26 protein-coding genes are annotated in these 24795 nt (G+C 64.4%); 12 read left to right on the forward strand and 14 right to left on the reverse strand.

What is annotated here, in order from left to right; translation table 11 throughout:
• Nucleotides 1-572 precede the first annotated feature (572 nt).
• Nucleotides 573-1001, reverse strand: a complete 429-nt coding sequence (locus QZZ02_RS12900; protein ID WP_291845006.1) for a CBS domain-containing protein — start codon at nucleotides 999-1001, stop codon at nucleotides 573-575.
• A 194-nt stretch (nucleotides 1002-1195) separates the two neighbouring features.
• Here QZZ02_RS12900 and QZZ02_RS12905 point away from each other — a divergent pair, with 194 nt between their 5' ends.
• Nucleotides 1196-2506, forward strand: a complete 1311-nt coding sequence (locus tag QZZ02_RS12905; RefSeq protein ID WP_291845007.1) for a DUF2157 domain-containing protein — start codon at nucleotides 1196-1198, stop codon at nucleotides 2504-2506.
• Nucleotides 2503-3069: a GDYXXLXY domain-containing protein gene (locus QZZ02_RS12910; RefSeq protein WP_291845008.1), complete on the forward strand. Its 567-nt coding sequence runs from the start codon at nucleotides 2503-2505 to the stop codon at nucleotides 3067-3069. Before QZZ02_RS12905 ends, QZZ02_RS12910 begins: the two co-directional genes overlap by 4 nt.
• 18 nt (nucleotides 3070-3087) lie before the next feature.
• Here the strand turns inward: QZZ02_RS12910 and QZZ02_RS12915 are convergent, their stop codons facing one another.
• Nucleotides 3088-3765 carry a rhomboid family intramembrane serine protease gene (locus tag QZZ02_RS12915; protein ID WP_291845010.1) on the reverse strand — a complete coding sequence of 226 codons (678 nt, stop codon included), beginning with the start codon at nucleotides 3763-3765 and terminating at the stop codon, nucleotides 3088-3090.
• A 156-nt stretch (nucleotides 3766-3921) separates the two neighbouring features.
• Here QZZ02_RS12915 and hfaA point away from each other — a divergent pair, with 156 nt between their 5' ends.
• From hfaA to QZZ02_RS12940, 5 genes are all read left to right on the forward strand, one after another.
• Entirely contained in the window at nucleotides 3922-4353 is a 432-nt protein-coding gene (hfaA, locus tag QZZ02_RS12920) for a holdfast anchoring protein HfaA (RefSeq protein ID WP_291845011.1), read from the forward strand.
• A complete protein-coding gene (hfaB, locus tag QZZ02_RS12925) occupies nucleotides 4340-5341 on the forward strand; it encodes a holdfast anchoring protein HfaB (protein WP_291845013.1) in 1002 nt (333 codons plus the stop codon). Before hfaA ends, hfaB begins: the two co-directional genes overlap by 14 nt.
• Complete coding sequence (hfaD, locus tag QZZ02_RS12930; protein WP_291845015.1) at nucleotides 5256-6494, forward strand: holdfast anchor protein HfaD; 1239 nt, start codon at nucleotides 5256-5258, stop codon at nucleotides 6492-6494. Before hfaB ends, hfaD begins: the two co-directional genes overlap by 86 nt.
• 178 nt (nucleotides 6495-6672) lie before the next feature.
• Nucleotides 6673-6939 carry a hypothetical protein gene (locus QZZ02_RS12935; protein ID WP_291845019.1) on the forward strand — a complete coding sequence of 89 codons (267 nt, stop codon included), beginning with the start codon at nucleotides 6673-6675 and terminating at the stop codon, nucleotides 6937-6939.
• Nucleotides 6940-7144: 205 nt separating this feature from the next.
• On the forward strand, nucleotides 7145-8239 hold the full coding sequence (locus QZZ02_RS12940; protein WP_291845021.1) for an alginate export family protein: 1095 nt from the start codon (nucleotides 7145-7147) through the stop codon (nucleotides 8237-8239).
• An 880-nt stretch (nucleotides 8240-9119) separates the two neighbouring features.
• Here the strand turns inward: QZZ02_RS12940 and QZZ02_RS12945 are convergent.
• Nucleotides 9120-10010 carry a hypothetical protein gene (locus QZZ02_RS12945; RefSeq protein ID WP_291845022.1) on the reverse strand — a complete coding sequence of 297 codons (891 nt, stop codon included), beginning with the start codon at nucleotides 10008-10010 and terminating at the stop codon, nucleotides 9120-9122.
• Between the two features lie 206 nt (nucleotides 10011-10216).
• Here QZZ02_RS12945 and QZZ02_RS12950 point away from each other — a divergent pair, with 206 nt between their 5' ends.
• The 3 genes from QZZ02_RS12950 to QZZ02_RS12960 all read left to right on the forward strand — a co-directional run bounded on the left by QZZ02_RS12950 (nucleotide 10217) and on the right by QZZ02_RS12960 (nucleotide 12100).
• Nucleotides 10217-10777, forward strand: coding sequence for a PAS domain-containing protein (locus QZZ02_RS12950; protein ID WP_291845023.1), 561 nt, complete (start codon nucleotides 10217-10219; stop codon nucleotides 10775-10777).
• A gap of 59 nt (nucleotides 10778-10836) precedes the next feature.
• Entirely contained in the window at nucleotides 10837-11460 is a 624-nt protein-coding gene (locus QZZ02_RS12955) for a PilZ domain-containing protein (protein ID WP_291845024.1), read from the forward strand.
• 139 nt (nucleotides 11461-11599) lie between these two features.
• Nucleotides 11600-12100: a DUF4339 domain-containing protein gene (locus tag QZZ02_RS12960; RefSeq protein WP_291845027.1), complete on the forward strand. Its 501-nt coding sequence runs from the start codon at nucleotides 11600-11602 to the stop codon at nucleotides 12098-12100.
• A gap of 23 nt (nucleotides 12101-12123) precedes the next feature.
• Here QZZ02_RS12960 and QZZ02_RS12965 read toward each other — a convergent pair whose 3' ends face one another.
• Nucleotides 12124-12654, reverse strand: coding sequence for a gamma carbonic anhydrase family protein (locus QZZ02_RS12965; protein WP_291845030.1), 531 nt, complete (start codon nucleotides 12652-12654; stop codon nucleotides 12124-12126).
• A 301-nt stretch (nucleotides 12655-12955) separates the two neighbouring features.
• Here QZZ02_RS12965 and QZZ02_RS12970 point away from each other — a divergent pair, with 301 nt between their 5' ends.
• Nucleotides 12956-13717, forward strand: a complete 762-nt coding sequence (locus QZZ02_RS12970) for a PhoH family protein (protein WP_291845032.1) — start codon at nucleotides 12956-12958, stop codon at nucleotides 13715-13717.
• A 121-nt stretch (nucleotides 13718-13838) separates the two neighbouring features.
• On the opposite strand, the gene QZZ02_RS12975 is transcribed toward QZZ02_RS12970, so the two are convergent.
• From QZZ02_RS12975 to QZZ02_RS13015, 9 genes are all read right to left on the reverse strand, one after another.
• Nucleotides 13839-14336, reverse strand: a complete 498-nt coding sequence (locus QZZ02_RS12975) for a hypothetical protein (RefSeq protein WP_291845034.1) — start codon at nucleotides 14334-14336, stop codon at nucleotides 13839-13841.
• A complete protein-coding gene (locus QZZ02_RS12980; protein ID WP_291845035.1) occupies nucleotides 14333-15907 on the reverse strand; it encodes a glycine betaine ABC transporter substrate-binding protein in 1575 nt (524 codons plus the stop codon). Before QZZ02_RS12980 ends, QZZ02_RS12975 begins: the two co-directional genes overlap by 4 nt.
• Entirely contained in the window at nucleotides 15904-16683 is a 780-nt protein-coding gene (locus tag QZZ02_RS12985; protein ID WP_291845036.1) for an ATP-binding cassette domain-containing protein, read from the reverse strand. The genes QZZ02_RS12980 and QZZ02_RS12985 overlap by 4 nt, the downstream gene beginning before the upstream one ends.
• Nucleotides 16680-16904 (reverse strand): DUF3126 family protein, encoded by a 225-nt coding sequence (locus QZZ02_RS12990; protein ID WP_291845037.1) that lies wholly within the window; start codon nucleotides 16902-16904, stop codon nucleotides 16680-16682. Before QZZ02_RS12990 ends, QZZ02_RS12985 begins: the two co-directional genes overlap by 4 nt.
• Before the next feature lie 113 nt (nucleotides 16905-17017).
• The gene (gene cysE / locus QZZ02_RS12995; RefSeq protein WP_291845038.1) at nucleotides 17018-17842 is read right to left on the reverse strand and encodes a serine O-acetyltransferase; all 825 of its coding nucleotides are present in this window, start codon (nucleotides 17840-17842) and stop codon (nucleotides 17018-17020) included.
• Nucleotides 17842-18447 (reverse strand): NUDIX hydrolase, encoded by a 606-nt coding sequence (locus QZZ02_RS13000; RefSeq protein WP_291845039.1) that lies wholly within the window; start codon nucleotides 18445-18447, stop codon nucleotides 17842-17844. The genes cysE and QZZ02_RS13000 overlap by 1 nt, the downstream gene beginning before the upstream one ends.
• A 36-nt stretch (nucleotides 18448-18483) precedes the next feature.
• Nucleotides 18484-21627 carry an efflux RND transporter permease subunit gene (locus tag QZZ02_RS13005; RefSeq protein WP_291845041.1) on the reverse strand — a complete coding sequence of 1048 codons (3144 nt, stop codon included), beginning with the start codon at nucleotides 21625-21627 and terminating at the stop codon, nucleotides 18484-18486.
• Entirely contained in the window at nucleotides 21624-22763 is a 1140-nt protein-coding gene (locus QZZ02_RS13010) for an efflux RND transporter periplasmic adaptor subunit (RefSeq protein ID WP_291845042.1), read from the reverse strand. The genes QZZ02_RS13005 and QZZ02_RS13010 overlap by 4 nt, the downstream gene beginning before the upstream one ends.
• A gap of 90 nt (nucleotides 22764-22853) precedes the next feature.
• A complete protein-coding gene (locus QZZ02_RS13015; protein WP_291845043.1) occupies nucleotides 22854-23501 on the reverse strand; it encodes a TetR/AcrR family transcriptional regulator in 648 nt (215 codons plus the stop codon).
• Between the two features lie 114 nt (nucleotides 23502-23615).
• Here QZZ02_RS13015 and QZZ02_RS13020 point away from each other — a divergent pair, with 114 nt between their 5' ends.
• On the forward strand, nucleotides 23616-24242 hold the full coding sequence (locus QZZ02_RS13020) for a nitroreductase (RefSeq protein WP_291845044.1): 627 nt from the start codon (nucleotides 23616-23618) through the stop codon (nucleotides 24240-24242).
• A 60-nt stretch (nucleotides 24243-24302) separates the two neighbouring features.
• Here QZZ02_RS13020 and queF read toward each other — a convergent pair whose 3' ends face one another.
• Nucleotides 24303-24764: a preQ(1) synthase gene (queF, locus tag QZZ02_RS13025; RefSeq protein ID WP_291845045.1), complete on the reverse strand. Its 462-nt coding sequence runs from the start codon at nucleotides 24762-24764 to the stop codon at nucleotides 24303-24305.
• Between the last annotated feature and the right edge of the window lie 31 nt (nucleotides 24765-24795).

Raw genomic sequence — 24795 nt, forward strand, 5'->3', positions numbered from 1 at the left:
TCTGACCCACCGCAGAGCACCGTCGCCTGCGTTTCTCTTTCCATAACAACAATGTCAAAGAGCCGGACCCAAACAGCACAAGGCCGCCAAATCCGATAGCCAAAGGGCAAAACATCAATGCCGCCCCCGGCCAAGGAGGGCGGTGTTTAAGCCGCCCAATCTGCGAAGTCAATCGCGTTTCTCAGGGTCGTGCAGTTGCTTTTCAGTGGCTTTGAAACCGGCGAAAACCTGGCTGCCCGGAGCGTTGAATTTGACGCGCCGACCTGACTTAGAAAAACGACAAGACCTCGTATAATAAGCAAACGACGCTGGACCGCAAGAGGAAATCCGCTGCGGCAGCGCCGGTGTGAGCGGGTTTCTACAGCACGCCGCGCAGGACGCAACCCCCTGCTGCGGGATTTCCTGCAGTCCGTTGCATCGGCAAACGGCATCGCCCAATCAGGCAAGGCTTTTCGCCGTGTGCAGAATGTCTTTTGGCGCGGTTGCGGCAGGCACCGACGCGGTCCGGACAGGCGTGGCGGCATCGTCCGGGCCCCGGGACGGCCGCTGATTCCACGAAGCGACGGCAGGGTTTACGAGCGGATATAGGCCTGCAGCGCCGCAGTCTCGGCTTCCATGTCGGCGATCTTGGCCTTGACCACATCGCCGATGGAGATGATTCCGAGCAGGGCATCGCCATCGAGGATCGGGACATGGCGGACCCGTCGCTCGGTCATCAAGACCATGAGATCATTCAGGCCGGCCGTGCGTCCGGCGGTCACGAAGGCCCGGGTCAGGGCCTGGGCGACCGGCCGATGCAGGCAGGCCGCACCGTTCAGCGCCATCTCTCGGACAATATCGCGTTCCGACAGGACGGCGACGGGCCGCCCCTGCCCGTCCTCGACCAGGAGCGCGCCGATCCCGTGCGCATCAAGCAGGCGTGCGGCTTCCTCCAGGGTCGCCCCATCACGGATCGTGATCACGTCACGGCCCTTCGTTTTCAGTATTGCCTCGACAATCATCGCCAGCCTCCCAATCCGTAGCAGTTGCACGATACCACAAAAAAGCGGTTTGAGCGCGCTGTTGCGCGAGACCGGGCAGCCGCGACACGGCTTGCCGATGTGAATCAAGCTTTCGTGGACAGGCCCGCACGCCTCCGCCACTCTTTCCGGCAGATCTGACCGGCCTGTCGGCTGAGACTGGCGGAGGAGCGCCGATGTCGTACCGCGAACGCCTGACCCGTGATATCGACCGCTGGATCGAGGCCGGCTGGATTGAAGCCGGCCAGCGCGCCCGCATTCTCGCCGATATCGCATCGGGACCGTCACGCCCCTCTGCCCTGGGCGCCCTGACGATTCTCGGCGCAGTCCTGCTCGGCCTGTCCGCCCTGACCTTTGTCGGCGCCAATTGGGACGTGATACCGCGGCTTGCCCGTTTTGCCCTTTTGCTGGCCTGCCTGTGGGCAAGCCTGCTCGGTGCGGCCGAGGCTTTCCGCAAAGGCCATGGGGGGCTCGGCCATGCCCTGGGCCTTTTGGGCGTGGTCCTGTTCGGCGCAGCGATCATGCTGACCGCGCAGACTTTCAACATGACGTCCTTCCGCAATACGGCGGTCCTGGTCTGGGCCGTCGCCGGCGGTCTCACCGCCTGGCTGGCCGGATCGCGGCCGGTGCTGATCCTGGCCACCGGGCTGGGCGCGCTTTGGGCCGGGCTGGAGGCGGCCAATCCCTATGTCAGCGGTTCAATCTGGGGGTATTGGCCGGTCGCTGCGGCCGGCGCCATCCTGGCGGTACGGTTGCGCTCGAGCGTTTCCATGCACCTGACCGCGCTCGCTGCAGCGCTGTGGACGGCGCATGCGCTCTACCTGTTCGAGCAGGCCCACCCGGTCAGCCATCTCGCCCTGCAGGCCGCAGCCATCCTGATCTTCGGCGCGGCCGCGCTGGCGGCCGCGCTGCTGCGTGATCGCGGCGTGCCGGGCAGCGGCGTCTTTGCCGGCTGGATGACGGCAATCACCCTGATCGCCGCCTTCCTCATCCAGTTCCCGCTGGACAATGGCCAAATCGGCGACGAATCGCCGGCCAATCACGCCTATCTCATCCTCGCCCTGCCCGCCCTGGCGGCGATCATCGCCCTCACCGCCTGGCGAAGCTGGCGCGGGCGGCTGACCGGCTGGGAAGCCGGGATCCTGATGGCGACGGGCCTGGCGATCGCGGCCCTTCCCCTGTTGCTGCCGGCCGCCCTTCCGGCGCCCGTCCCGTTGCGCATGGCGATCGGCGCCCTGCTCTATGCCGCCTTCACCGCGCTCATCCTGATCGGCGACCGGCACGGGCGCGGCCTGTTGCGGGTCTTCGGCGTCTCCGGCTTCGTGCTGCAGACCCTCTATGTCTATGCCGAAACCTTCGAGGGCCTGCTCGACACCGCGCTCTTCTTCTTGCTGGGCGGGCTGATCCTGTTCGGGGCGAGTTTCGTGATCTGGCAAATCCGCAAAAACAGCCGCGAACCGCTGCCTGACAAGGAGGCTTTGCCATGACAGCGCACCACCCGACCTTGCATCACCCGCTCCGCCGCCTCGGCCTGGTGGCGGCCCTGATGTCCGGCTTTCTGGTTTTCATGCTGGCCAGCCATGCCATGGCCCGCAGCCAGGGCACGGAACTGGTCATGGCGGTGGAGGGCTATGATCCCCGCGACATCTTCCTGGGGCATTATGCCCGGATCCGCACGCCGCTGAACCTTTTGGCACCGGATATGCTCGCCGGCGACGACAGTTTCGAGCGCCACCAGCCGGTCTTCGTGACGCTGGAGGTCGGCGCGGACGGGCTGGCCCGGCCGGTCGCTCTCCATGATACCCATCCCGGCGAGGGTCTGGTTGCCGCGGGGCGGGTCGATTTCGTCGGGGATGAGCTGCATGCGCGCTTCAATATCGAACGCTATTATGCCGACCGCGACGATGCCCTCGCCCTGCAGGACCTGCTGCGCGGCGGCGTGCCTGATGGGGGCCGGATCCGGATCATCCTGTCGCTGACCGGATCGGGTCAGCTGATGATCAGGGGGTTCGAGATTGACGGCGAGCGCCGGATCGACCGGATCTGGTAACCGCGACGGGCCGGTTGATCAGGCCTCGTCCTCGGCAAAGACGGCGATGACAAGCGGGGTCAGGATCATGCCGCCCAGCGTGCCGCCGATATGGGCCAGCCATCCGATCGAGATCGGCATCAGGTCGCCGGCCACACCGATCAGGAGATTGATCGCGATCCAGGGCAGCGCCAATTGCGCCATGCCGCGCCAGCCACCGCGCACCCATCCGGCGCCGGCAATCAGGCCCGACACTGCGGTTGACGCCCCGCCCATCGGAACCGGTGGTCCCTGATGGAAAAGGGTTTCCATGGCGGCGCCGGTGACGGCGCAGGCGAAGAACAGGAAGAAAAAGCCGACCGAACCGAGCCAGCCATGGCCGAGGCGTTCACCGACCGCGCGGCCGGCTGCGACCAGTACGGCCAGGTTCATGGCGATATGGCCCAGGCTGAAATGGATGAAGACGTGCAACACCAGCGGCGCAATCGGTCCAAGCGGCTGTTTGGGCAATGACGCCCCGCGCTCGGCCGAGACAAAGACCGCAGCATTGAACAGCCAGCCCTGGAAGTCCGGCAGGACCTGACCCGCCAGCGCGGCACCAACGATCGCAAATGCCAGCAGCAGGACGGCCGGCGGCATGGTGTTGAAGACCGGTGCGCGCGGCGGCGGCGGCCGGTTCCACGGCCCTTCAGACTCGTCCCGCTGCGGCACACTCATCGTTCCAACTCCCGCGTCCGACTGGCCCATTCAGGCATTCACGCCTCAAGGGCGACACGATTCCCCCTGCAGGGGAACGCACTTAGGACAACACCCCCTTTGGCATGCCCGTTGCAACCCGGACCACAGAATTCACGTCTTAGAGGACATGACACAATGAAAACGCGCAGCTTCGCCACCGTCACCGGCACCGCTTTCGCCCTCGCAGCCCTTTGTGGTGCGACCGAGGCGCAGCAGGTCCAGACGACGGCCGGCTGGGAGCAGCCCTATGGCGGCACATCGGCCCAGGCCAGCCAGCCCTGGTCGGGCGCCACAGCCAGCGCTGGCGCCGCCGCGCGCTCGAGCGCCGGCAATCGCGTGATCATCGACGGAATCATCCAGACCGGCGTCGGGGTTTCCACCCGCACCGGCCTGTTTGGCAGCGGCGGGGTTGGCGCAAACGCCTCCGCTATCGGCAACCAGCTCAATGTCAATGTGAGCGGCCAATGGAACACGGTCATCGTGAATTCCACCCAAATCAATAATGGCGACATCAACGCCAGCGCACAGGCCCAAGGCAATGTGAGTACGGACAATGACCAAGACTAAGCTTTTGATGGCGACCCTCGCCGGCGCCCTGGCGCTGACCGGGTGTGCGACCTCGGCGCGCACAGGGGGGGCGGACGGGAATTATGCCACCCCGATCGGCGGAGCACCGGTGACCGCCAATCCGACTCCCTATTCGGAAGCGCTGGTCTGCCTCGCCAATTATGCCCGCGAGCATAATCTGCAATCCCCCCGCATCGCCGTGGGACGCCTGGCCGATTATACCGGTCGCGCTTCGCTGGAAGGTGGCGCTGCCGTCACCCAGGGCGCCTCGCTGATGGCGATCTCGGCCTTTGCCAAGGCGGGTGTGCGCCTGGTCGAGCGTTTCGACACCTCGGTGTCCGAGCTCGAACTGCGCTATGCCAATAATTCGCTGATCGGTGACAATGGCACCCAGCGCCAGATCCGGGCGGCCTCGCTGCCGGGCTCCGACTATCACCTGGTCGGAGGCATCACCGAGCTCAACTACAATATCCGCTCATCGGGGATCGACGTGCTGGGCGGCGATCGCATCGACAGCGATCCGACCGGCGTCTTCAACCGCCGCATGTGGGTGATGAATATCGGTCTCGACCTGCGCCTCAATGACACGCGCACGATGGAGACTGTCGACGTCATCTCCTACCAGAAGCAGATCATTGGCCGCGAGATCTCGGCCGGCGTCTTTGCCTTCTGGGATGATGCGGTGATCGACATCTCCGGCGGTGGCCGCTCGCTCGAGCCGGTCCAGCTGGCCGTGCGCTCGGTGATCGAGCGCGCCGTGCTTGAAGTCTCGGCGCAGATGTATGGCGTCGATCCGGCAGCCGCCTGCCACTACGCCGATCCGATCGGCGGCAGCACCGGCCACACCAATATTACCGGCGGCGTCAACGCAGCCACCACCTACGGTCAACGGGAGACCTCCAATGTCCAAGCGCGCAGCAATGTTGATCGCGGGCATGAGCGCCGCGACGATCACGTGCGCACCTATCTTCGCGGACGATACGACTGAGATTTTGAACGGCCAGGTCAATCTGGACGCCGCGATCCAGGTCGTGACGGAAGGTGAGACCGACCAGGCCAGTTCCGCTTCCATGTCTGCAATCGGCGCGGCCAATGCGCTGACCGTGGACGTGGTGGAACGGCATGACATCCTGTCCGACCAGACCTTCTCCGGCTCGGTCGACGCCCGCGCGGAAACGCGTGCCACCATTATCGACGGCGCCGCCATCACCACCGCTTCGGCGATGGGCAATTCGGCGAGCGTGATCAATGACAATGGCATGGATGCCGCGATCAGCCAGACCGCGCTCGACGGCTCGACCGTCAATGCAACGGCGCGTCTGGAAGTCGGCAGCTATGCGATCTCCTCGGTCACCTCGGCAACGGCGTCGGCCAATGCCTTCCAGGGCACGACCTATGGCAGCGACACCAATCTGGCCCTGCGCCAGGACTCAGGCGCCGATGTCACGGCCGACAGCTATGTCCTCGCAAGCGATGGCGGGCTGGGTTACGCGGCCACCCTTCTCGGCGCAGCCAACGGCAATTCGGCGCAGCTGGAAGGCTATCATGACAGCCCGTCACAGGTCGTCGATGTCGACCAGGACAATCGCGGCGACATCACCGCCCGCTCGCGCACCGACGCCGGCGGCACCGCGATCAGCCAGACGGTTGTCGCTTCCGCGAATGGCAATTCGGTATGGATGCAGAACGAAAATGGCTATGCCCATATCCAGGGCGAGCAGGACAATGACGGCGCGGTCACGGCCGAGTCGGAAATCCTCGTCGGCAATTTCGACGCCGACGTGCTGAGCGTGTCGGCCGAGGGTGTCGGCAATTCGGCCATCATCTCCAATATCGGGGCGGACGCCTTCATGGGTCTCGACCAGACCAATAATGGCGCCGTCATCGCGCGCGCCAATCTGGACGGCGATGCCGGCGGATCGGCCCTGGTCTCGGCAACCGCCTTCGGCAATGCCGCGACGACCTATGTCTGCTCCGAATGCCCGGTCACGGCCTGGGGCAATACCAACCAGACCAATAATGCCGCGGTCAGCTCGATCGTCACAGGCCGCATGAATACCGGCGGAGTCCTCTCCGGCGCGGCTACCGCGATCGGCAATTCCGCCACCTACCAGACAGTGAACCCGTACTCGGGCAACTGAAGAGATCCCATAGCCTTGGGAAAACCTGGCCCCGGTCGCGTGTTGTGCGACCGGGGCTTTTTTCTGTGCCGGTGTCGCGCACGACAAGCGGCCTGAGGCACACCGCCGCAGGCGCTTTCGTCACATAACCGCGCGGCGCGCGCCGCGATAGCATGAGGGGAGCCTGGAGGAGACCAACATGAACCACAAACACCGCAAGACGCTGCACGCCCTGTTCGCTCATCCCGAACCCGCCAATCTGGCCGCCGCCGATCTGGAAGGCCTGCTGAAAGACCTTGGTGCCGAGCTGCACGAACGCAAGGGTGCCAAGTTCGCGGTCACGCTGAACGGACATACCGCAAACTTTCACCACGCCCACCACAGCCTGCCCAAGGACGAGATCCGCGCGATGCGCAAATTTCTCGAAGCGGCCGGGATTGATCCGGAGCGTGATTTCCCGCTCTGAGGGTTGCGGGGGCGAAACGGGTGACAGCGCCGCCTATTGGGCCAGGCACCGGCCTTGTACAGGCGCCGCCCGCCATCCCCACCTTCGCCGATGCCGTGTTGATATCCGCGCCACCCGGCGCGGATCGATCCACAGATCACGTGTCGGCCGGGATCCCGCATCCGGCTTTGAAGCCCGATTGACTCAAGACGATTCCGGAACGCCCTTGAGCACAGGCATCGTCAACCCGCTCGACGTGCTGCAACTCCATGTCACGCTCGATGCGCCGTCCGTCTTTGGCGAGGACGAAGAGGCCAGCCTGGTTCTTGGAAGACAAACCGTCAGCATCGGCTCGAAACGCCAGATCGAGCGGATCAGCTACGCCAATGTGATCAAGAGCTATACCGGCGCCTATTACGCGGCGCACCACGCGCAGGGCCATCGCTTCCATGCTTTCATACTGGTTCCTGTCGAGCGACGCCCCGGGGATCGCGCATCGATCGGCGACAATCGCCTGTCGGGCGATCAGGAGCAATGGAACCGTATTCTCTGGGCGGTCCACTATCAGCGTGCCGATCTTGTCCCCGCCCACTGGCCCGGCCTGTCCGGCGACCTCTTTGTCTACGGCCTTGACGAACGCGATACCCGATCATCGCCCACGCCCGACCGCCATTATGTGACGCCGGGCTTGCGGCTGTATCGCGCGCCGACGGCAGGGCAGCTCGATCTCGACCTTGAAACAGCCTGGCGTCTCGGGCGCCGGCGGGCCAGCAGCGCCATCGGGGACACCACGAACCTGGATGTCAGCGCCGGCATGGCTTTCGCGGCGGTCGGCTACACTTTCCAGCATGACTGGAAGCCCAGGCTGGCGCTGGAATATTATTGGGCCAGCGGAGATGACGACCCCGATGACCGCCGTTTCGACCAGTATGAGCGCCTTTTCGGATCACGTCGCACGGATCTGAACAATACCAGCCTGCACGGGCCGCTCACGCCGGCCAATCTCCAGGCGCCCGGCGCGCGGCTTGAAGTGGCGCCCGGCCCGAATTGGGACGGCCGGCTGGCCTGGTCAGCCGCCTCGCTCGACAGCGCCCGTGACAGCTGGGTGATCGCGGGCCTGCGTGATGAAAGCGGCCAGTCGGGACGATTCATCGGTCACACGCTGGACGGCCGTGTGCGTCATCGCGGCTGGATCGAAGGCCTCGAAATCGAGGTCGGCGCCTCGCTCCTCCTGCCCGGCAAGTTTGCCGACAATGCCCCCGGCAGCCCGGCTCCCGACCGCACAGTGTTTGGTTATGCCCAGGCGACCTTCACATTCTGAGGCGGGCGCAACAGCCGTTTCCGGCTCTCCGCCCCGCATTTGCGCGGCTGCGGTCGGGAAAAATGGAATCCTTTCCTCCCCACATCGTGGGGAGGTGGCGCGCCCGAAGCGCGGGACGGAGGGGTGCCGCCGCGGGCGGCATGGGTCACGCCACGTACCATCCTCGCTCCGCTCGGACCCCATCGACCCTCCTTCGCCAAGGCTACGGAGGGCCACTTCCCCACATCGTGGGGAAGAAAAGTGCGCGCTTATCCCGTTTGTGCACGCCTTCCTTCTCCCTTGGGAGAAGGTGGCCCGGAGGGCCGGATGAGGGGGATTTGTTCCGCGTTCACCGGGATTTACCCCTCACCCTGACCCTCTCCCGGGGGCGAGGGAAAGTGTGAGCCGACAACAAAAATCACAAAACTTATCCCTGCCCGTCAAACCTGGCGGATAATCCCCCTGTCCCGCGTCACTCGAGGCCCGGATTGGTGATCCGGGGGCGTTGGGAGGACGGAGCTCGTCCGGTTGCCTGGCATCACCACCAGACCAACCCGGCGTGGCCATCGGCAGGACGGCGGCACAAAGCTCGACCGTTTGTCCCTGTCGGTTTCGAGACGGGGCCGGTAACGGCCCTGACCAAATCTCCGTGTGCGGGGTGCCCGAGGTGCCCATCCACACAAGACAATAGCCAAACCGGCATCGGCCGGGACCCCGCACCCCTCATCCCGCCAGGTGGAAACACCGTGGCGAGATTGGTGCTGTGCGGGGGACAGGTATGATTAACGCCGCATCGCGCGTTAATCATACCTGTCCCCCGCTTGGCGCTGACGCCACAAAAAAAGCCCCGGCCTGGGTCAGGCCGGGGCAGTCGGTGGATGATGATTTGAAAGCGTCTTGATCAGCGATAACCGCCGACGCCGCCGTCCAGCATGAGGGTCATGGAGACGGTCTGGCTGCGTTCGCGCTCGACTTCGCGGCGGACCCGCTCGGTGTATCGCTCCTCGCGGCGCATGAAGACCATTTTCACACCCGGTCCGTGCATGCGCAGAAGCGAGCGTTCATTGCAGTTTCGCCGCGGGATCTGGGTTTCGCAACGCAGATTGCCGCCAGCCGAATGACGCAGGGCCTCGCCCTTGCGGCACATGATGGTCGGGGCGTCGTCCCAGTCATGGACACCGTCAATGACCCAGCCGATCGTGGTCTGCATCGCCGTGCCGGCCATGCAGCGGAAGATCTCGCCGTCGAAGGTGGCTCCGACGCGATCTTCGGCATCGACGCGGGAAGCCGGATGCGGCGTGCCGTTATCGTCGACACAGACAGCGCGCACGACGCGCCATTCCTCGACCCAGCGGGTTCGCTCTTCCTCGTAGTATTCGTATTCGGACTCGGTCTCGACACCGACCACGTTGAGACCGGTGATCGCGGTTGCGGCGGGCGCTGTCGTCATCGGCGTGTAGGAGCCACCGCCGATGAAGGTCACCGCGCCGGCGCCGGCCCGGGCACCGGCCCCGGCATTGGCGTTCGCCGACGCATTGACATTGACATTGGTGTTCACATTGACCCGCGTCGAGACATTCACGCCGACATTGATATTGCCGCCATGGATGTTGATGTTCGGGACATTGACCGTGTGGCCACCACCATGCGTACAGCAGGACGGCGGAGGGGGCGGCGGCGTGCAGCATCCACCGCCACTGCCGCCGCCTCCACCGGCCGAAGCCGGGGCAGCAAACAGGGCGAACGCAGCGGTCGCTGGAATCAGAAAAGCGTGCCGGGCTGAAACGCGCATGGTCGTGCTCCTTACGTATTGCCCCCGACCCTGCAAAGGCAGGGCCAGTTCGCGGCCCCACCCCGGAACGCCGGTTTCGCGCCGCCGATGAGTGGCGCTCGCCGCCATTCCCGCCACAGGCGTATGGCCCCGTTCTTGAACCGGGACAGGCATGAGCGGCGCGCGCCATGCCGCGATCAGCCGAAACGAAACGAGTGGAGACGTCCATGCGCCATGCGCAATCGAAAGCCCTGCATGCCTACTGGCAGACCCGACGCCAGGGCGGCGCGGCGCCGCATCGTGCCGATATCGAACCGCAGGACATTGCGCGTCTGCTCGGCTATGTCTTCATCCTGTGGCGTGCCGATCCGCAACACCACATCTTCCGCCTCGCCGGCACGCATCTGTGCGATCTGTACCAGCGGGAATTCCGCGAGCAGAATTTCCTGTCTCTGTGGCGCGGCCATGACCGGACCCATGTCCAGGCCGTGCTCGAGGCTTCGATCACCGGCTGCGCCCCGGCCTCGCTGATCGCCCGCGCGTCCAGCCTCGACATGCATCAGCTGCCGGTAGAGATCGCCTTCCTGCCGCTGCGCGGTCCGTCCGGAGCGATTGACCGCACGCTGGGCCTGTTCCAGCCGCTCGATTCGACCGAGGCCTTCAAGGGCCGGCCGGTCGTCCGCACCAGCCTGCAGGAAATCCATCCTCCGGCCGTGCCGGGGCATATCTTCCCCGGCCTCGTCGTCGATAACGGATCACGTGTGCAATTGGTCGCAAACGATCAGTGATCGCAAAACCTTTTTAACGCCTTTGCGCCTAGGGTGTCGGCTCGCAGGAGGTCATTGCGATGCATGACGAACCCGGCCGGCTCGACCGACGCAAAATCAAGATTGCCGCACGCGGCGCCCAGGAGCGCCGCCGTCATGCCCGTGTCCCGCTGCAGCTGCACGGCCGTTTCTGGTCGGAAGCGAATGGCGAGCACGCCTGCCGGCTGATCGATATTTCCCCTGGCGGCGCCCGCATCCTCGCCCGGCTGAGCATGCGGGAAGGCACGCGTATCGTCCTCATGATCACCTCGATCGGTCGGATCGAAGGCCAGATCGTTCGCCAGGATGGCGACGAGATGTCCGTTCGCTTCAATGCGCCGCTGCGCAAGCGCGACAAGCTGGCGGATGCCATCACCTGGCGCTTCAACAAGGACCGGCTCGGCCTTGACGAGGATCGCACCGCACCGCGCAAGCCCGGTCGCGGCCGCGCCCGCATTCTTCTGGCCGATGGCGTCGTCATCCAGGCCAATGTTGTCGACGTTTCCGTGACCGGCGCCGCATTCGAATGCCTTGAACGCCCGCGTGTCGGCGAGAGCCTGCGTGTCGGTGAGATGTCAGGACGTGTGGCCCGCATTCTGGACAATGGGTTCGCGGTCGTGTTCGATCCGCCCGAGGCCTCGGCATCGGGCCACGAAGCAGCTTAAACGAGTCGCAGATCGAATTTTTCTTCGCCCTTCTGGTGATTTCCGCCAATGCGGCCCGATTCTTGCCGTATCCGGGTGGTAATCGGTGCGTAACAAAGTGCAAAAGAGATCCGAAATGCCTCGCGATGACGGAATCGCAATGTCCTGGTTTGTAAAAGTCGAGGGTCGTGTCTACGGCCCCTATACCCCCCAGCAAATGCGCGCCTTCGTTGGTGAAGGGCGGATTGCGGCACATTCCCAGGTCTGCCCCGAACGTGATGGCCTGTGGCAACAGGCGTCCGATATCGAGGATTTCCGCGAATGGCTTGGCGAATCAAAGTCATCGCCGGAGCCGGAAAAGCGTGTCACGCCGGGAGCCCGCCCGGCCAACTTCGTGGTGATCGCCGAGATCCAGTCGGAGAATGGCGCCGAGTTCCGCAATGCCCTGAAGGCCTATGGCGATCTCGAATCGATCACCGACAGTGTCTGGCTGCTGCGCGGCCCGACGACCTCGGCAGTGCTGCGCAATGAGCTCAGTCACATTCTGGGACGCGAGGACAAGCTTCTGGTCATCGACGCTTCGCATGATCGCGCCGCCTGGTTCAATCTGGGTCGCGATGCCGATCAAAATATCCGCGAGCTGTGGAGCCGCGCCCACTAGCCCGCTGCCCCTCGCGCCCGGAATCAATCGATGCGGCGCAGCCCCGCCTTGTGTTTCTTCCAGTTGGCGACGTAGTGATCGGCCGAGGCCTGGAGCAGTTCGGCCATCTCCGGTCCCAGTGTTTTCATCACCCGTCCCGGCGAACCGACGACGAGGGAATTGTCAGGGATCTCCTTGCCTTCAGTGATCAGGGCGTGAGCACCGATCACGCAATTCTTCCCGATCCTCGCGCCGTTGAGAATGGTTGAGCCGATCCCGATCAGACAGCCATCGCCGACCGTGCAGCCATGCAACATGGCCTGATGGCCGATGGTGACACCCTTGCCGATGGTCAGCGGGATGCCCTCGTCCGTATGCAGGACAGCGCCGTCCTGGACATTGGAGTTCTCGCCGATCGTGATCGGGTCATTGTCGCCGCGAATGATCGCGCCGTACCAGACACTCGCGCCCGGCATGAGGACGACCCGCCCCATCACCTCAGCGCTCTCGGCGACCCAGTACTGGCCCGCATCCGGCAAGGTCGGGCTCGAATCACCCAATGCATAGATCGCCATTTCCGTCTCCCAGTTTCTTTTGCGTGAAATATTCGCGACAGGCTCGTTCAGGACTTCTTCACGGGGTTACACTGACACTGTAACCGCGATTCGAGACCAGCCCATTTCGGTCCTGTATCGTATCGGCAACTCCAAGGGAGGCTCCGGGTAGACGGTATGACCAGTCTGAGACCCAGTCCGCCAGGATCGTCCGGATCATCCGGATCCCTGCCCTTCGCGTCCTTCGAATCGTATTCGTTGCAAAGTGTCTTCGCCCCTCGCCTTCCGGCCGAGGGGTTTTTCATGTGTGGAGGTTCCAGCCATGGGTAAGCGTATCGTCAAGCGTCGCCAACGTGCCGAGTTCAACACGTCGCATTATCAAACCGAGGAGACCAAGGTCCGCGCTCTCTTCCCCGGGACCAACTGGTCACCGGATACGAAGGACCCAATGCGCGATCAGCGTTTCATCAAGAATGTCAAACCGCGATCAGATGGCCAGGCCAATCTGATGAAGTCGATCGACGATCACAATCTCGTCCTCGCTCTCGGACCGGCCGGGACCGGCAAGACCTTTCTCGCTGTGGCCAAGGGTGTCGAGGCTCTCGAGGCCGGTTCGGTCAGTCGCATCGTCCTGTCACGACCCGCGGTCGAGGCCGGCGAATCCATCGGCTTCCTGCCCGGCGCCATGGAGGAAAAACTCGCACCCTACCTGCGGCCGCTCTATGACGCCCTCGCCGACCGGCTCAGCCCGAAAAAGCTCAAGGCCATGATGGCCGAGGGCCTGATCGAGATCGCCCCGATCGGCTATATGCGGGGACGCACGCTCAACAACGCCTTCGTGGTCGTCGACGAGGCGCAGAACTGCACCTATGGCCAGCTCAAGATGCTGCTGACACGGCTGGGCTGGAACTCCACCATGGTTGTCACCGGTGACCCGGCCCAGACCGACCTCTTGCCGGAGATGTCAGGCCTCGCCCAGATCGCCGACAAGATGGAGCCTCTCGACGATATCGCGGTCTGTCGCCTGGCGGCGGAAGACATTGTGCGCCACCCGCTGGTTGCCACCATGCTGACGGTCCTCTGAACCGAGGCGAAACGATTACAACAAATAACAATCCACGCTGACATCAAGGCGCGGGGCTGGCTGGCTCCGCGCCTTTTGTCTGCTCGGTACAAGGTGACGGTCTCAGTGCAAGGTGACGGTCTCAGTGCAAGGTAACCGGGCGTTTGCGATAGCGCGCCAGGATCCGCAAGGTCAGCGGGTGCCGCTTGTCGGGATCGAGACCGAGGCGGATCATTTCCGCCCTCGCCCGCTCGCGCAGCCGACGGGCCCGGAGATACTGGATAGCGACAAAGCCGGCGATCGCGAGATAGGCGACATACTCCGCCACACCATACCAGTCCGGCAGGAAAAGCCAGACGAGCAACGCCGCGAAGCCGGCCAGGATGATGTCGAGCGGCCAGTTCTCCGACGGATCGAAAAAGGCCAGGACCGGGAAAATCCTTCGATCGATATCGGCTTCCGGGTCGATAATCTCGAGCAGGCGGTCAAACTCGGCCGACTGCGTCGCCCAGACCCGGTTGAGATGCGTCATTTCGGTATAGGGTTCGGCACCGGGCGGCAGTTCGCGATTGAGATAAAGACAGGCGCGCATCAGCCATTCGCCGTCCTGGAGCCGTCCGGCTCCGGCATATCCGCTCATTGTGCTGCCCCTTCCGGACCAATCCGACCGGCCAGCCACGCGGCCGCCTGGGCCGGGGTCTGGCGATCCAGATCGACCCGGCGATTGGCCTCGCGCATGGCATCATCGTCAATCGTCCCGATCAGTGAAGCCAACACGTCGACCAGCGCCGGATTGGCCGCCGCCCCGGGCGAGAGGAGGACAACCGCATCATAGGGCGGCAGGACGGCAAGCGGATCGTCAAGCACGACCAGGTCAAAGGCTGCAATCCGTCCATCCGTTGTATAGGCCGAGATCAGGTCGACCTGCCCGTCGCGAACCGCGCCGTACATGAAAGTGGCGTCCATGGCCCGTGTCTGCATGGCCGAAAGCCCGTAACTGTCCCGCGTCATCACCCATTCCGGCCGCGAGAAGACTTCGGCATCGCCGCCGACGGTGAGTTCAGCCGCCAGCGGCGCCAGGTCCGCCAGACTGGCCACCCCCAGCGCTTCGGCCGACTCCCGGGCCATCGCAAAGCCGTAGGCGTTCTCGAAACCGAGGCTGCCGAGAGCGAGGATGCCGTGCTCTGCCCACAGCCAACCGGTCATTTCGGCCAGCATGGCGTGCCGGTTGACGGGTTCGGGGCGGTTCATGACCGTCGCCCAGATCGTGCCGCTATAGTCGACATAGACATCAATCTCGCCGGACCGCAGCGCATCAAAGGCAATGCTCGATCCCAGATTGTCGCGCCGCTCGACGCGCCCGCCCGCTCCGGCCAACCGGTCTTCCAGAAGAGCGCCAAGAATGTATTGCTCGGTAAAGGCTTTCGCGCCGACCCGGATCGTCGTGTCCGAGAGCCGGGCCATCCGGGCCACTTCGCCGGCCTCTCGCGCGTTGCGACCGGCAGGTCCGAAATCGACGAAGCGCGGCGCGATCGTGACGGTCAGCAGGACGGCAAGGGCGAGCCCGACAAGACCGGCCAGCCGACTGCGGCGCTCGCGGGCTGCGACCTCCAGCAGGCGGATCATCTGGTCCAGGATGATGGCCAGGCCGGCCGCAAACAGACAGCCAAAGAGCACTGATAACCAGTTGCGGGTCTGCAGGCCGGCGAAAATGTAATTGCCGAGGCTGGACGCGCCGACCGGGGTTGCAAGGGTCGCCGCACCGACCACCCAGACCACGGCTGTCCGCAAACCGGCAACGATGACCGGCAGGGCCAGCGGCAACTCGACCCGCCACAACTGCTCACGCGCCGTCATGCCGATCCCGCGCGCTGCATCGCGCACGACCGGATCGACGCCCTGCAGGCCGACAATCGTGTTTCGAAGGATGGGCAGGATGGAATAGAGCATGAGCGCCAGAAAGGCCGGTGCATAGCCGATCGTACCGCCCAGCAGCGGCACCATCAGGGCCAGCAGGGCAAGGCCCGGTATGGTCTGGACGATGCTGGCCAGGTTGAGAACGAGGCCGGCCAGGCGTGGCCGCGATGCCGCGTAGATGCCGAGCGGCAGACTCAGCGTCAGCCCGACCAGGATGGCGGACAGGGAGAGCAGGACATGGCCGGCCAGGAGGTCCGGCAGTTCGGCCCAACGCTCGGCGAGATTGGCGTTCATCGACCCAGCTCCGCTATCGCCTGCACCTGGCGGCGGGGCGTTTCCAGCAGACCGGTGACATAATCATCCACGGGAGAGGCCATCAGCTCTCGCGGCGTGCCGCGCTGGACGAGCTGTCCCTCACGCATCACCGCAACCTCATGGGCCATGATGAGGGCTTCCGCCATGTCATGGGTGACCATGACGGCGGCAAAGCCGAGCTCGGCCTGCAGGGCCCGAAAGTCCTGCTGCAGCCCGTCCCGCGTGATCGGATCGAGGGCACTGAACGGTTCATCCATCAAAACCAGCTCCGGCTCGCCCGCCAGGGCGCGGGCGAAGCCGACCCGCTGGCGCTGGCCGCCGGACAGTTCTGCCGGCAGGCGTTCACCGAATTCATCCGGATCGAGACGCACCAGCTCGAGCATTTCGCGAACCCGAAGCTCGACCCGGGCCGGATCCTGTCCGGCCAATTGCGGGATCAGTCCGACATTGCGCCGCACGCTCATGTGCGGAAACAGGCCATCACCCTGCATCACCCAGCCGATGCGGCGGCGCAGAGCGACCGGATCCATGCCGTCAATATCCTCGCCGCCGAACAAAATCGAACCGCCTGAAGTCTCCTCCAGACGGTTGATCATTTTCAGCAGGCTGGTCTTGCCGCACCCGGAGGCCCCGGCCAGAACCAGCAACCGCCCGCGGGCGACCGACAGGGAGACGCCCCGCACCGCCTCGACATCGCCTGCATACGTCTTGCGAACGTCACGGACATCAAGGACGGCTGGCGCGTGTTCGATCAAAGATCTTCCAGGTCGATATCCAGGATGGTGATTTCGAACGAATAGGACAATTCGCCCTCATCGATGATCTTGGACACCACGCCCAGGCACTCATCGCCAATATGGATTTCGGCGCACTCGTCAGGGCGGTTGCGGCACTGCACAACCATTTCCGGGTTGAGCTTGGCCTGCAGGAACATCTGGAGCTTGGCCGCTTCCAGCTGGGTCATGTTCTTGTTCACGGGATATTTCTCCGGTCGGGGGATTCGAAGTCGGGGCCAACTAAGCCCATGACAGGGGTGCCCGTCCAGTGTGGCACTGTCCGTCTCCCTGCGCGCGGCTCGGGACCAAGGCGTCAGCCGGAACCTTGCGGCAGGCTCTGGTCCATGCTTCTGGCCGGATCCTTGCCGCAGCCACCCACGACCTTGGCCGGCACGCCGGCAACCGTGCAGCCGGCGGGCACCGGCTCGAGCACAACAGAACCGGCTGCGATGCGCGCACCATCACCGACCGTGATATTGCCGAGCACGCGGGCACCGGCACCGATCAGCACACCCTTGCCGATCTTGGGATGACGGTCCTCATGGGCGGCACCGGTACCGCCGAGTGTCACCTCGTGCAGGATTGAACAATTGTCGCCGACGACCGCGGTCTCGCCGATCACGACCGAGGTCGCGTGGTCGAGCATGACGCCGCGACCGATCCGGGCGGCGGGATGGATGTCGAGGCCGAACCGCTCGCCGACCCGGCTCTGCAGGTGGAAGGCCAGGGTCTGGCGACCCTGATTCCACAACCAGTGCGCCACACGATGCGCCTGCAGGGCATTGTATCCCTTGAAGTAGAGGAAGGGTTGAAGAAGGCTCAAACAGGCGGGATCGCGCTCATCGATGGCGATCATGTCGGCAGCAGCGTTCTGAACGATATCCGGATCACCCGCGATCGCCTCCTCGGCGACATCGCGGGCCAGCATGGCATCGAGCTGGGCATCGGCAAGTTTGGCGGCAATGCGATAGGCCAGCGCGTCGGAGAATCTGGCATGACGCAGGATGGCAGCGTTCAGGAAGCTGGCGAGGATGGGCTCCTCGGCGGCGGCCGACGCGGCCTCGACGCGCAGACGCGCCCAGATGCTGTCGACGCCAGTGCGTGCCTCGACGGTTGTGTCCACTTGGCTGAGTGACATCACGCTCTCCTCGCGCCTTGATCCAGCATCGCGGTGGCCAGCTCAACGGCCAGCTCACCCTCCCGCGCCATGTAGTATGCCCGCAGCAGCATCGCTACCGTCAAGGCGTCGGATATCTTGCCCGAACTCACGTCTTCAAGGGCTTCACGAAAATGCACAAGGCGCAGAGCGAGCTCCTCGGTACCGTCCGGATCGGGCTCTCCTGCGGTCAGCCCTGTCGCCAGATAGCCGATCGCGGCTTCATCCGTGACCGAGTTCGACAGCTCCATACGCAGAATTTCCTGCCAGTTTTCCGCCGCATAGCCCGTTTCCTCGCGCAGCTCGCGAACCGCACCTGCCTGGGGATCGGCTCCCAGCGGACCGCCGCCTTCCGGGATCTCCCAGCTATAGCGGTCCTGCGGAAACCGGTGCTGCCCGACCAGCAGGATACGGCCATCCGGAAAGACTGGCAGGACCGCCAGCGCCAGATTGGCAAAGCCAACCACGCCGTAAATCCCGGGCGCGCCATCGGGGCGGATCACCGCATGCTCGGTCAGGCTGACCCAGGGGTTGCGATAGATCTCACGACTGGATTCGACCTGCCAGGGGCCGCGCCTCTTGCTCATGATGCACCTTCATCACTGCCTTGGACCGGGTCAGGGCTAGGCGTGTTCGGGCGTGGCCGGCAAGTCTTCAGCCCGTTCGCGATGACGGCGCAGGGCTTCGGCCAGACGGCGTTTCTTCTCCGCCAAGCGCGTCAGCAGCGTGAAGGCAGCGGGCGCAAAGACGAGGGCCAGCAGCGCCGACCCGGCAACACCGCCGACCATGGCGGCGGCGAAGGGAAGCCAGAAACTGTCGCCCGACAGGATCAGCGGGATGAAACCGCCAATCGTCGTCAGCGTGGTCGAAACGATGTGACGCGTCGCATCCATCACCGTGGCCTGCACCGCACCCGCCTCCAGGGCGACCGCCGCCGGATTGGCCCGCAATGCTGACAGCACGACAATGGCGCCATTGATCGACAGCCCCATCAGCCCCATCGAGCCGACGATGGCGTTGAAGCCGAGCGGCGTGCCGAAAGCCCAGACGCCAAACATGGCCAGGCCGACCGACAGGAAGGCGACGATGAAGATCACGCCGGCATAACGGAAGGAGTTGAAAGCCAGCACCACCGACCCGATCATCAGGACCAGCAGCGGCAGGGCCGTTCCGAACAGGCCGGCCATGGCATTGCCGCGTTCAGCGGCCTCCCCGGCGACCTGCAGCTCATAGCCTGGCGGCAGGATGATGCCAGCCTCGTCCAGCGCGGCGAAGAAATGCTCCAGCGCGGGTGCCGGCAGCGTGTAGGGATCAAGATAGCCGTAGATCGTGTTCACCCGGCGACCGTCCTCATGCGGAATGCGGGCGACTTGCGGTGCCAGCACGACATCCCCCAGCGCGGCCATCGGCGATGACAGGATGTCGCTGCCTTGTGCAGCAAGAGGAGAGGCGGAAACGGCTGACAGGCTGGAGCGCCGCGAGTCACGGGCAATGACCCGGACCGGCAATTCCTCCACACCTTCCAACACGCTTCCGCCCACAACGCCGTCCAATTCGCCCCGCAACCGGTTGGCGAGGTCATCAAGACGAATTCCGGCAAGTTCGGCAGACGCCTCATCGGCCATGATCCGGGCGACAGGCTCACCCATTTCCAGCAGGCCGAGCGTATGGGTAATGGTCGGCGTCTGTGCGAGCACGGCACGGATCTCATTGCCTAGGCGGTTGAGTTCGGACAGTTCCGGGCCCACCAGCACAAGCTCGATCGGCGCCGGGATGGGCGGCCCCTGTTCAAAGGGCAGCGTCAGCAGGCGCGCGTCCGGAAATTCGGACATCACACGGCGCTGCAGGTCCGGGAGGATGCGCGCCGTCGCCTCGGGAGAGACCGTGTGCACGAAACCGGCCGCATAGCTGGACACGCCGGACTGGTTGCCGACGACATTGTAGTAAGTCCGCGGGCCACTCTCGCCGATCACCCAGGAGACGCGTTCAACGCCGTCATAGGACTCGATCAGCGCCGAAGCCCGTTCGGTCTGGCGCCGGGTTTCCGCTATCGAGGTGGAAGACGGCAATTCCATCGACAGCTGGAACATGTCCCGTTCGGTCGGCGGAAAAAACTGCATCGGCAGGGTGGAAGCGGCGACGAAGCCTGCGATCGGCAGCAGGAGTCCGCCGACCAGGCCCGTCCAGGGACGCTGTGTCACCGCGTCAAGCACGCCCCTGTACAGACCGGCCAGCGGACCCGCACCGATCCCGTGTCGCCAGAAGCGACGGGGAGCACCGGCCATTGCCGGATCATCGAACCAGGCCGCGAATGCGCCGACAACGGTCATCGCAAGCACGAAGGAGGAAACCACCGCAAAGATCACGGAGATGCCGATCATCGAGATAAACTCGCCGGCGGCACCGGGCATCAGGGCAATCGGCGCGAAGGCGAAGACCGTTGTCAGCGTCGAGGCCAGGAGCGGCGCGAACAGGTGGCGAAGCGCCTTGTCCAGCGCATCGACCGGGCTTGCGCCACGCGCGCGCATCAGCCGGTATTCGTCAACGACAACAATCGCATTATCGATCAACAGTCCAAGCGCGACGACCAGGCCGGTCACCGACATCTGGTGCAGGGGCTCGTCATAGATCCGGGTCAGCAGCAGGACAGCCAGAACGGTCAGCGGCAAGGCCGACCCGACGATCAACGCTGCGCGCCAGCCCATCATCACGAACAGCACGGCAAATACGATCAGCGCCGAATAGCCCAGATCCCGGGCCAGGCCGGAGAGCCGGATGTCGACATAATCGGCCTGGCGGAAAATCGTCTCGACCTGGACCCCCGGCACCGCGGCCGCGAACTCGGCGACGACTGTGTCGGCAGCTGCCGACCATGTGTCGACGCGCAATTCGGGCTGGAGATAGGCCGCGACGAAGACCGCGCGGCGGCCATGCGTGGTCGCCATGGCGTCGACCGGCGTGCGCGCGCCCTTCTCCACCTCGGCAACGTCACCAACGCGGATGAAACCGCCATCGGGACCCTCGCCCAGGGCGATGGCGCGTATACGATCCAGCCCGTCAAACTCGCCGGCAATCTCGACATTGAGATCAACCCCGCCGGCGCGCAGCTCACCGGCCGGCGATTTCGCGTCAGCGCTGGCGGTCAGGCGCGCCAGGTCCGCCATGGTGAGACCGAGAGCAGCCAGCGTGTCAGGATCGGCAACAATGCGGATCTCTTCCTCGACCTCGCCGAAAATGGCGGTCTCCTCGGTGCCACTCATATTGCGCAGGCGCGATTCAAGGTCTGATGCGAGGCGCGACAGGATGGCGAGATTTTCCTCGCCACTCTCGCCCCAGCTTAGCGAGACGATCATGGTTGCCGCCCCGAGATACTGACGCCGCACATCCGGGGCGATCACACCCTGCGGCAGGGACGGGCGAACACTTTCCACCTGCTCTCGGATCTGCGTCCAGGCCTGATTTACCTCGGTGGCATTCAGGTCTTCGCGGATCTGCAGCTGTATGACGGAGACACCGGAACGCGAATTGGACGATGTTGAATTGATCTCGGCGAGCTCGTGGATCGCATTTTCAAGCGGCTCGGTGACGAGGGCCTCGACGCGTTCCGCAGAGGCACCGGGAAAGGCCGTCACAACCAGTCCAAAGCGCTCGGTCAGCGACGGGTCTTCCTGGCGGCCAAGCGACAGCAGGGCTCCGATACCGGCCGCAACCAGCAGGATGACGGCGAGGACGGTCAGGCGGGAATAGCGATAAAAAATCGTGCTCATCGGGCCCGCGCCTCAACGGTGGCGGGTACGACATGCTGGCCGGGCGTGATCCGCTGGAGACCCGATGCCAGCAATATCTCGCCATTTTCGACGGCGCCGCGCACATAGACCCGTTCAGCCTCGATGCGCACCGTCTCGACGACGCGCGGCTGGAGCCGGTAGTCACCATTGGCGTCGGGCGTCAGGACATAGACCGACCACAGCCCGCGGCGCCCCTCGGCGAGCGCGGCCGTCGGGACCCAGAAACCCTCCGTGCCAATCGGCGTGGCGACCGCGAGCCGGACGATCTGTCCGGCGGCCACGGACTGTTGCGCTTCGAGATCGAAAATGGCCGTCACGGTGCGGGTCTGCCGGTCCACGACGCTGGATGAAGCGCGGAAACGGGCGCGCACCGGCGCAGCCTGGCTATCGACGGCGAAGCTGGCGATATCGCCGGACCGGTACCGGGCGGCCACGCTTTGCGGCAGCCCGACCCGGACTTCCAGCGAGTCGAGCTCGACCAGTTCGAGCAGGGGCTGCCCCGGCGAGGCGATGGCGCCCTCATCCGAGCGACGGGCTGTCACCACGCCATCAAACGGCGCGGTCATGACGGAGAGGTCGAGCTGGATGCGCAGGGCGTCGGCCGCGGCAGCGGCGGCGTTCTGGCGCGCCAGTGCGGCCCGGGTGGATGTTCGCACCTCGTCGAAACGCTGCTGGGAGATATGACCGCGCTCAAGAAGCTGGGCCTGGCGGGTCTCGGTGTCCGTCGCCAGCGCCGTCTGGGCAGCGGCCTCGGCGGTCTGGGCATCGGCTGCGGCGATTTGCGCCTGCAAGGCACGGACATCGAGGCGGGCGAGAATCTCGCCCTCGACGACACGGTCACCGACATCGACCAGGACATTCTCGATCCGGCCCGACCGCTCAAAGCCGAGTGCGCTTTCCCGACGCGCGGTGATCAGGCCGGGGAAGAATTCGGCGATGTTTGCATCGTCATCATAATCGGCGGTGATGGTCGAGACGCTCAGGGGGGGCGGCGCACTGGCGATGAAATTGGCTTCGGCCCGCAACGCGGTCACGCCGAACACCAGCACAGCCACAATGATGGCGGCCAGACCGACTGCAGATCCGGCACCCAGGCGCCGCTTGTAAAGAGACATGTGAACATCCTCGTCCTGTCACGGTCGAGGATATAGGGCATCGAATAGCGTTTGAGAAGTGAACAGTGTTCACGTTTTTTGTAATAATGACTATTCGGATTTGAGAAGGCCCCGCATGATCATGTCTGTATGCAGGTCGATGACGGCATCGCGGGTGACATGTTCCGAGCCCGGCATGCCATTGGGGAAGTCGCTGATGCTCACGATCAGCATGGTCAGACCATGCAGGCTGGCCCAGACACTCTTGGACGCAACGCGGGGATCAACCTCGCGGAAAGAGCCTTCCAGCTGACCGGCCTTGATCATGTCGACGAGCTTTTCCTCGGCCTCGAAGGCAACTTCCTTTTCATCATGGAGATGCGGCCTTGAGGTCACCGAGGCCGAGAACGCCATCATGTAGTGATTGGGCTCTTCAAGACCGGTCTCGATATAGGCCCGCATGCAGCGCGAACACAGCGGCGCAATGCCGCCGCCCTCTTCCATCGCGGCATGGATGCGCGACAGGAGGCGTTCAAAGAACATTTCCCGGATCGACGCAAACAACTCGTCCTTGGAGGCAAAATACTTGTAAATCGCGGCTGGCGAATAATCGATCGCCTCGGCGAGACGGCGCATGGAAATCCCCTCTTCCCCTTCGGAGGTGAAGATGGTCTCGGCGGCGTCGATGATGGCTTCGCGCACCTTGCGGCGGCGGCGGTCAGCCGGCGTGTCATCTTCGATGGCGATTTCAGCGTTCATTCTTGATACGTATCCCCACAAACTCGATATGCAAGCAGTCCCCGGGCACAGGTATACCGACCACGGACCGATTTGGTCAAAGATAGTCTCGCAGCTGGCAAGGTGGCCATCATAATGAATGATCCTGAATTCAAGCCGTTTCCGGCGCCCGGCGAACGCCTCGCCCCCTGTCACCCCAGCCCGGATACGCTTGCCCTGCTGACCCGGCGCAGATCGGCGACCGCAATCACGATGGCGGAACCCGGCCCGTCTGCTGACGAGCTCGACCGCCTCCTGGGAATTGCAGCACGCGTGCCCGATCACGGCAAGCTGGCACCCTGGCGGTTCATGGTCTTCCAGGGCGAAGCCCGCGCCAGATTCGGACAGATTCTCGGCAAGGTCTTCAGCGCATCCACGCCGGATGCCACCGATGCGCAGCGCTGCTTCGAGGCTGAACGCTTCACCCGCGCACCGCTCGTCATCGCCGTCATCTCCACCGTGCTGGAAAGACACAAGGTACCGGAATGGGAGCAGATCCTGTCCGCCGGTGCAGTTTGCCAAAACCTTTTGATTGCAGCCTCGGCCATGGGTTATGGCGCGCAATGGCTCACCGAATGGTATGCCTTCGACCCTCAGGTGAAGGACGCGCTGGGCCTGCGCTCGGGCGAGCGGATCGCCGGCTTCATCTATGTCGGGACCGTCAATGACCAACCGGTGGAACGCCCGCGGCCGCCAGCCCGGATCGATCACTGGATGGAATAGGCAAGCGAGACGGGCGCTGCCGGGCGGCAACGCCCGTCTCGGTTCTGCAAACCGGACCGGTCAGCCCCGGCCGCGATAGCCCGGCACATCCTGGTCCGGGATCCAAACACCCTTGGGTGGCTCACCGGTCGCGAAGAACACGTCGATCGGAATCCCGCCACGCGGATACCAATACCCGCCGATACGCAGCCAGACCGGGTCGAGCTCCTTGACCAGGCGCTGGCCGATACCGGTCGTGCAGGCCTCGTGGAAGGCGCCATGATTGCGGAAACTACCCAGATAAAGCTTCAGCGACTTGCTCTCGACGATCCAGTCGCGCGGCACATAATCAATCACCAGGTGAGCGAAGTCCGGCGCACCGGTCACCGGGCAGAGCGAGGTGAACTCCGGGCACACGAAACGCGTCATGTAAGGCGCGTCACAGGGATTGGCGACGCGCTCGAGCTGCGCGGTTTCCGGATTGGCGGGCAGCGCGGTTGCGGAGCCGAGCTGGCCCAGATTGTCGTAGCGATCATCTGTCATGGCGCGGACTTAGTCCCGGCCTTGCCAACAG

The organism is Maricaulis sp. (assembly GCF_015665295.1).
GTDB lineage: Bacteria > Pseudomonadota > Alphaproteobacteria > Caulobacterales > Maricaulaceae > Maricaulis.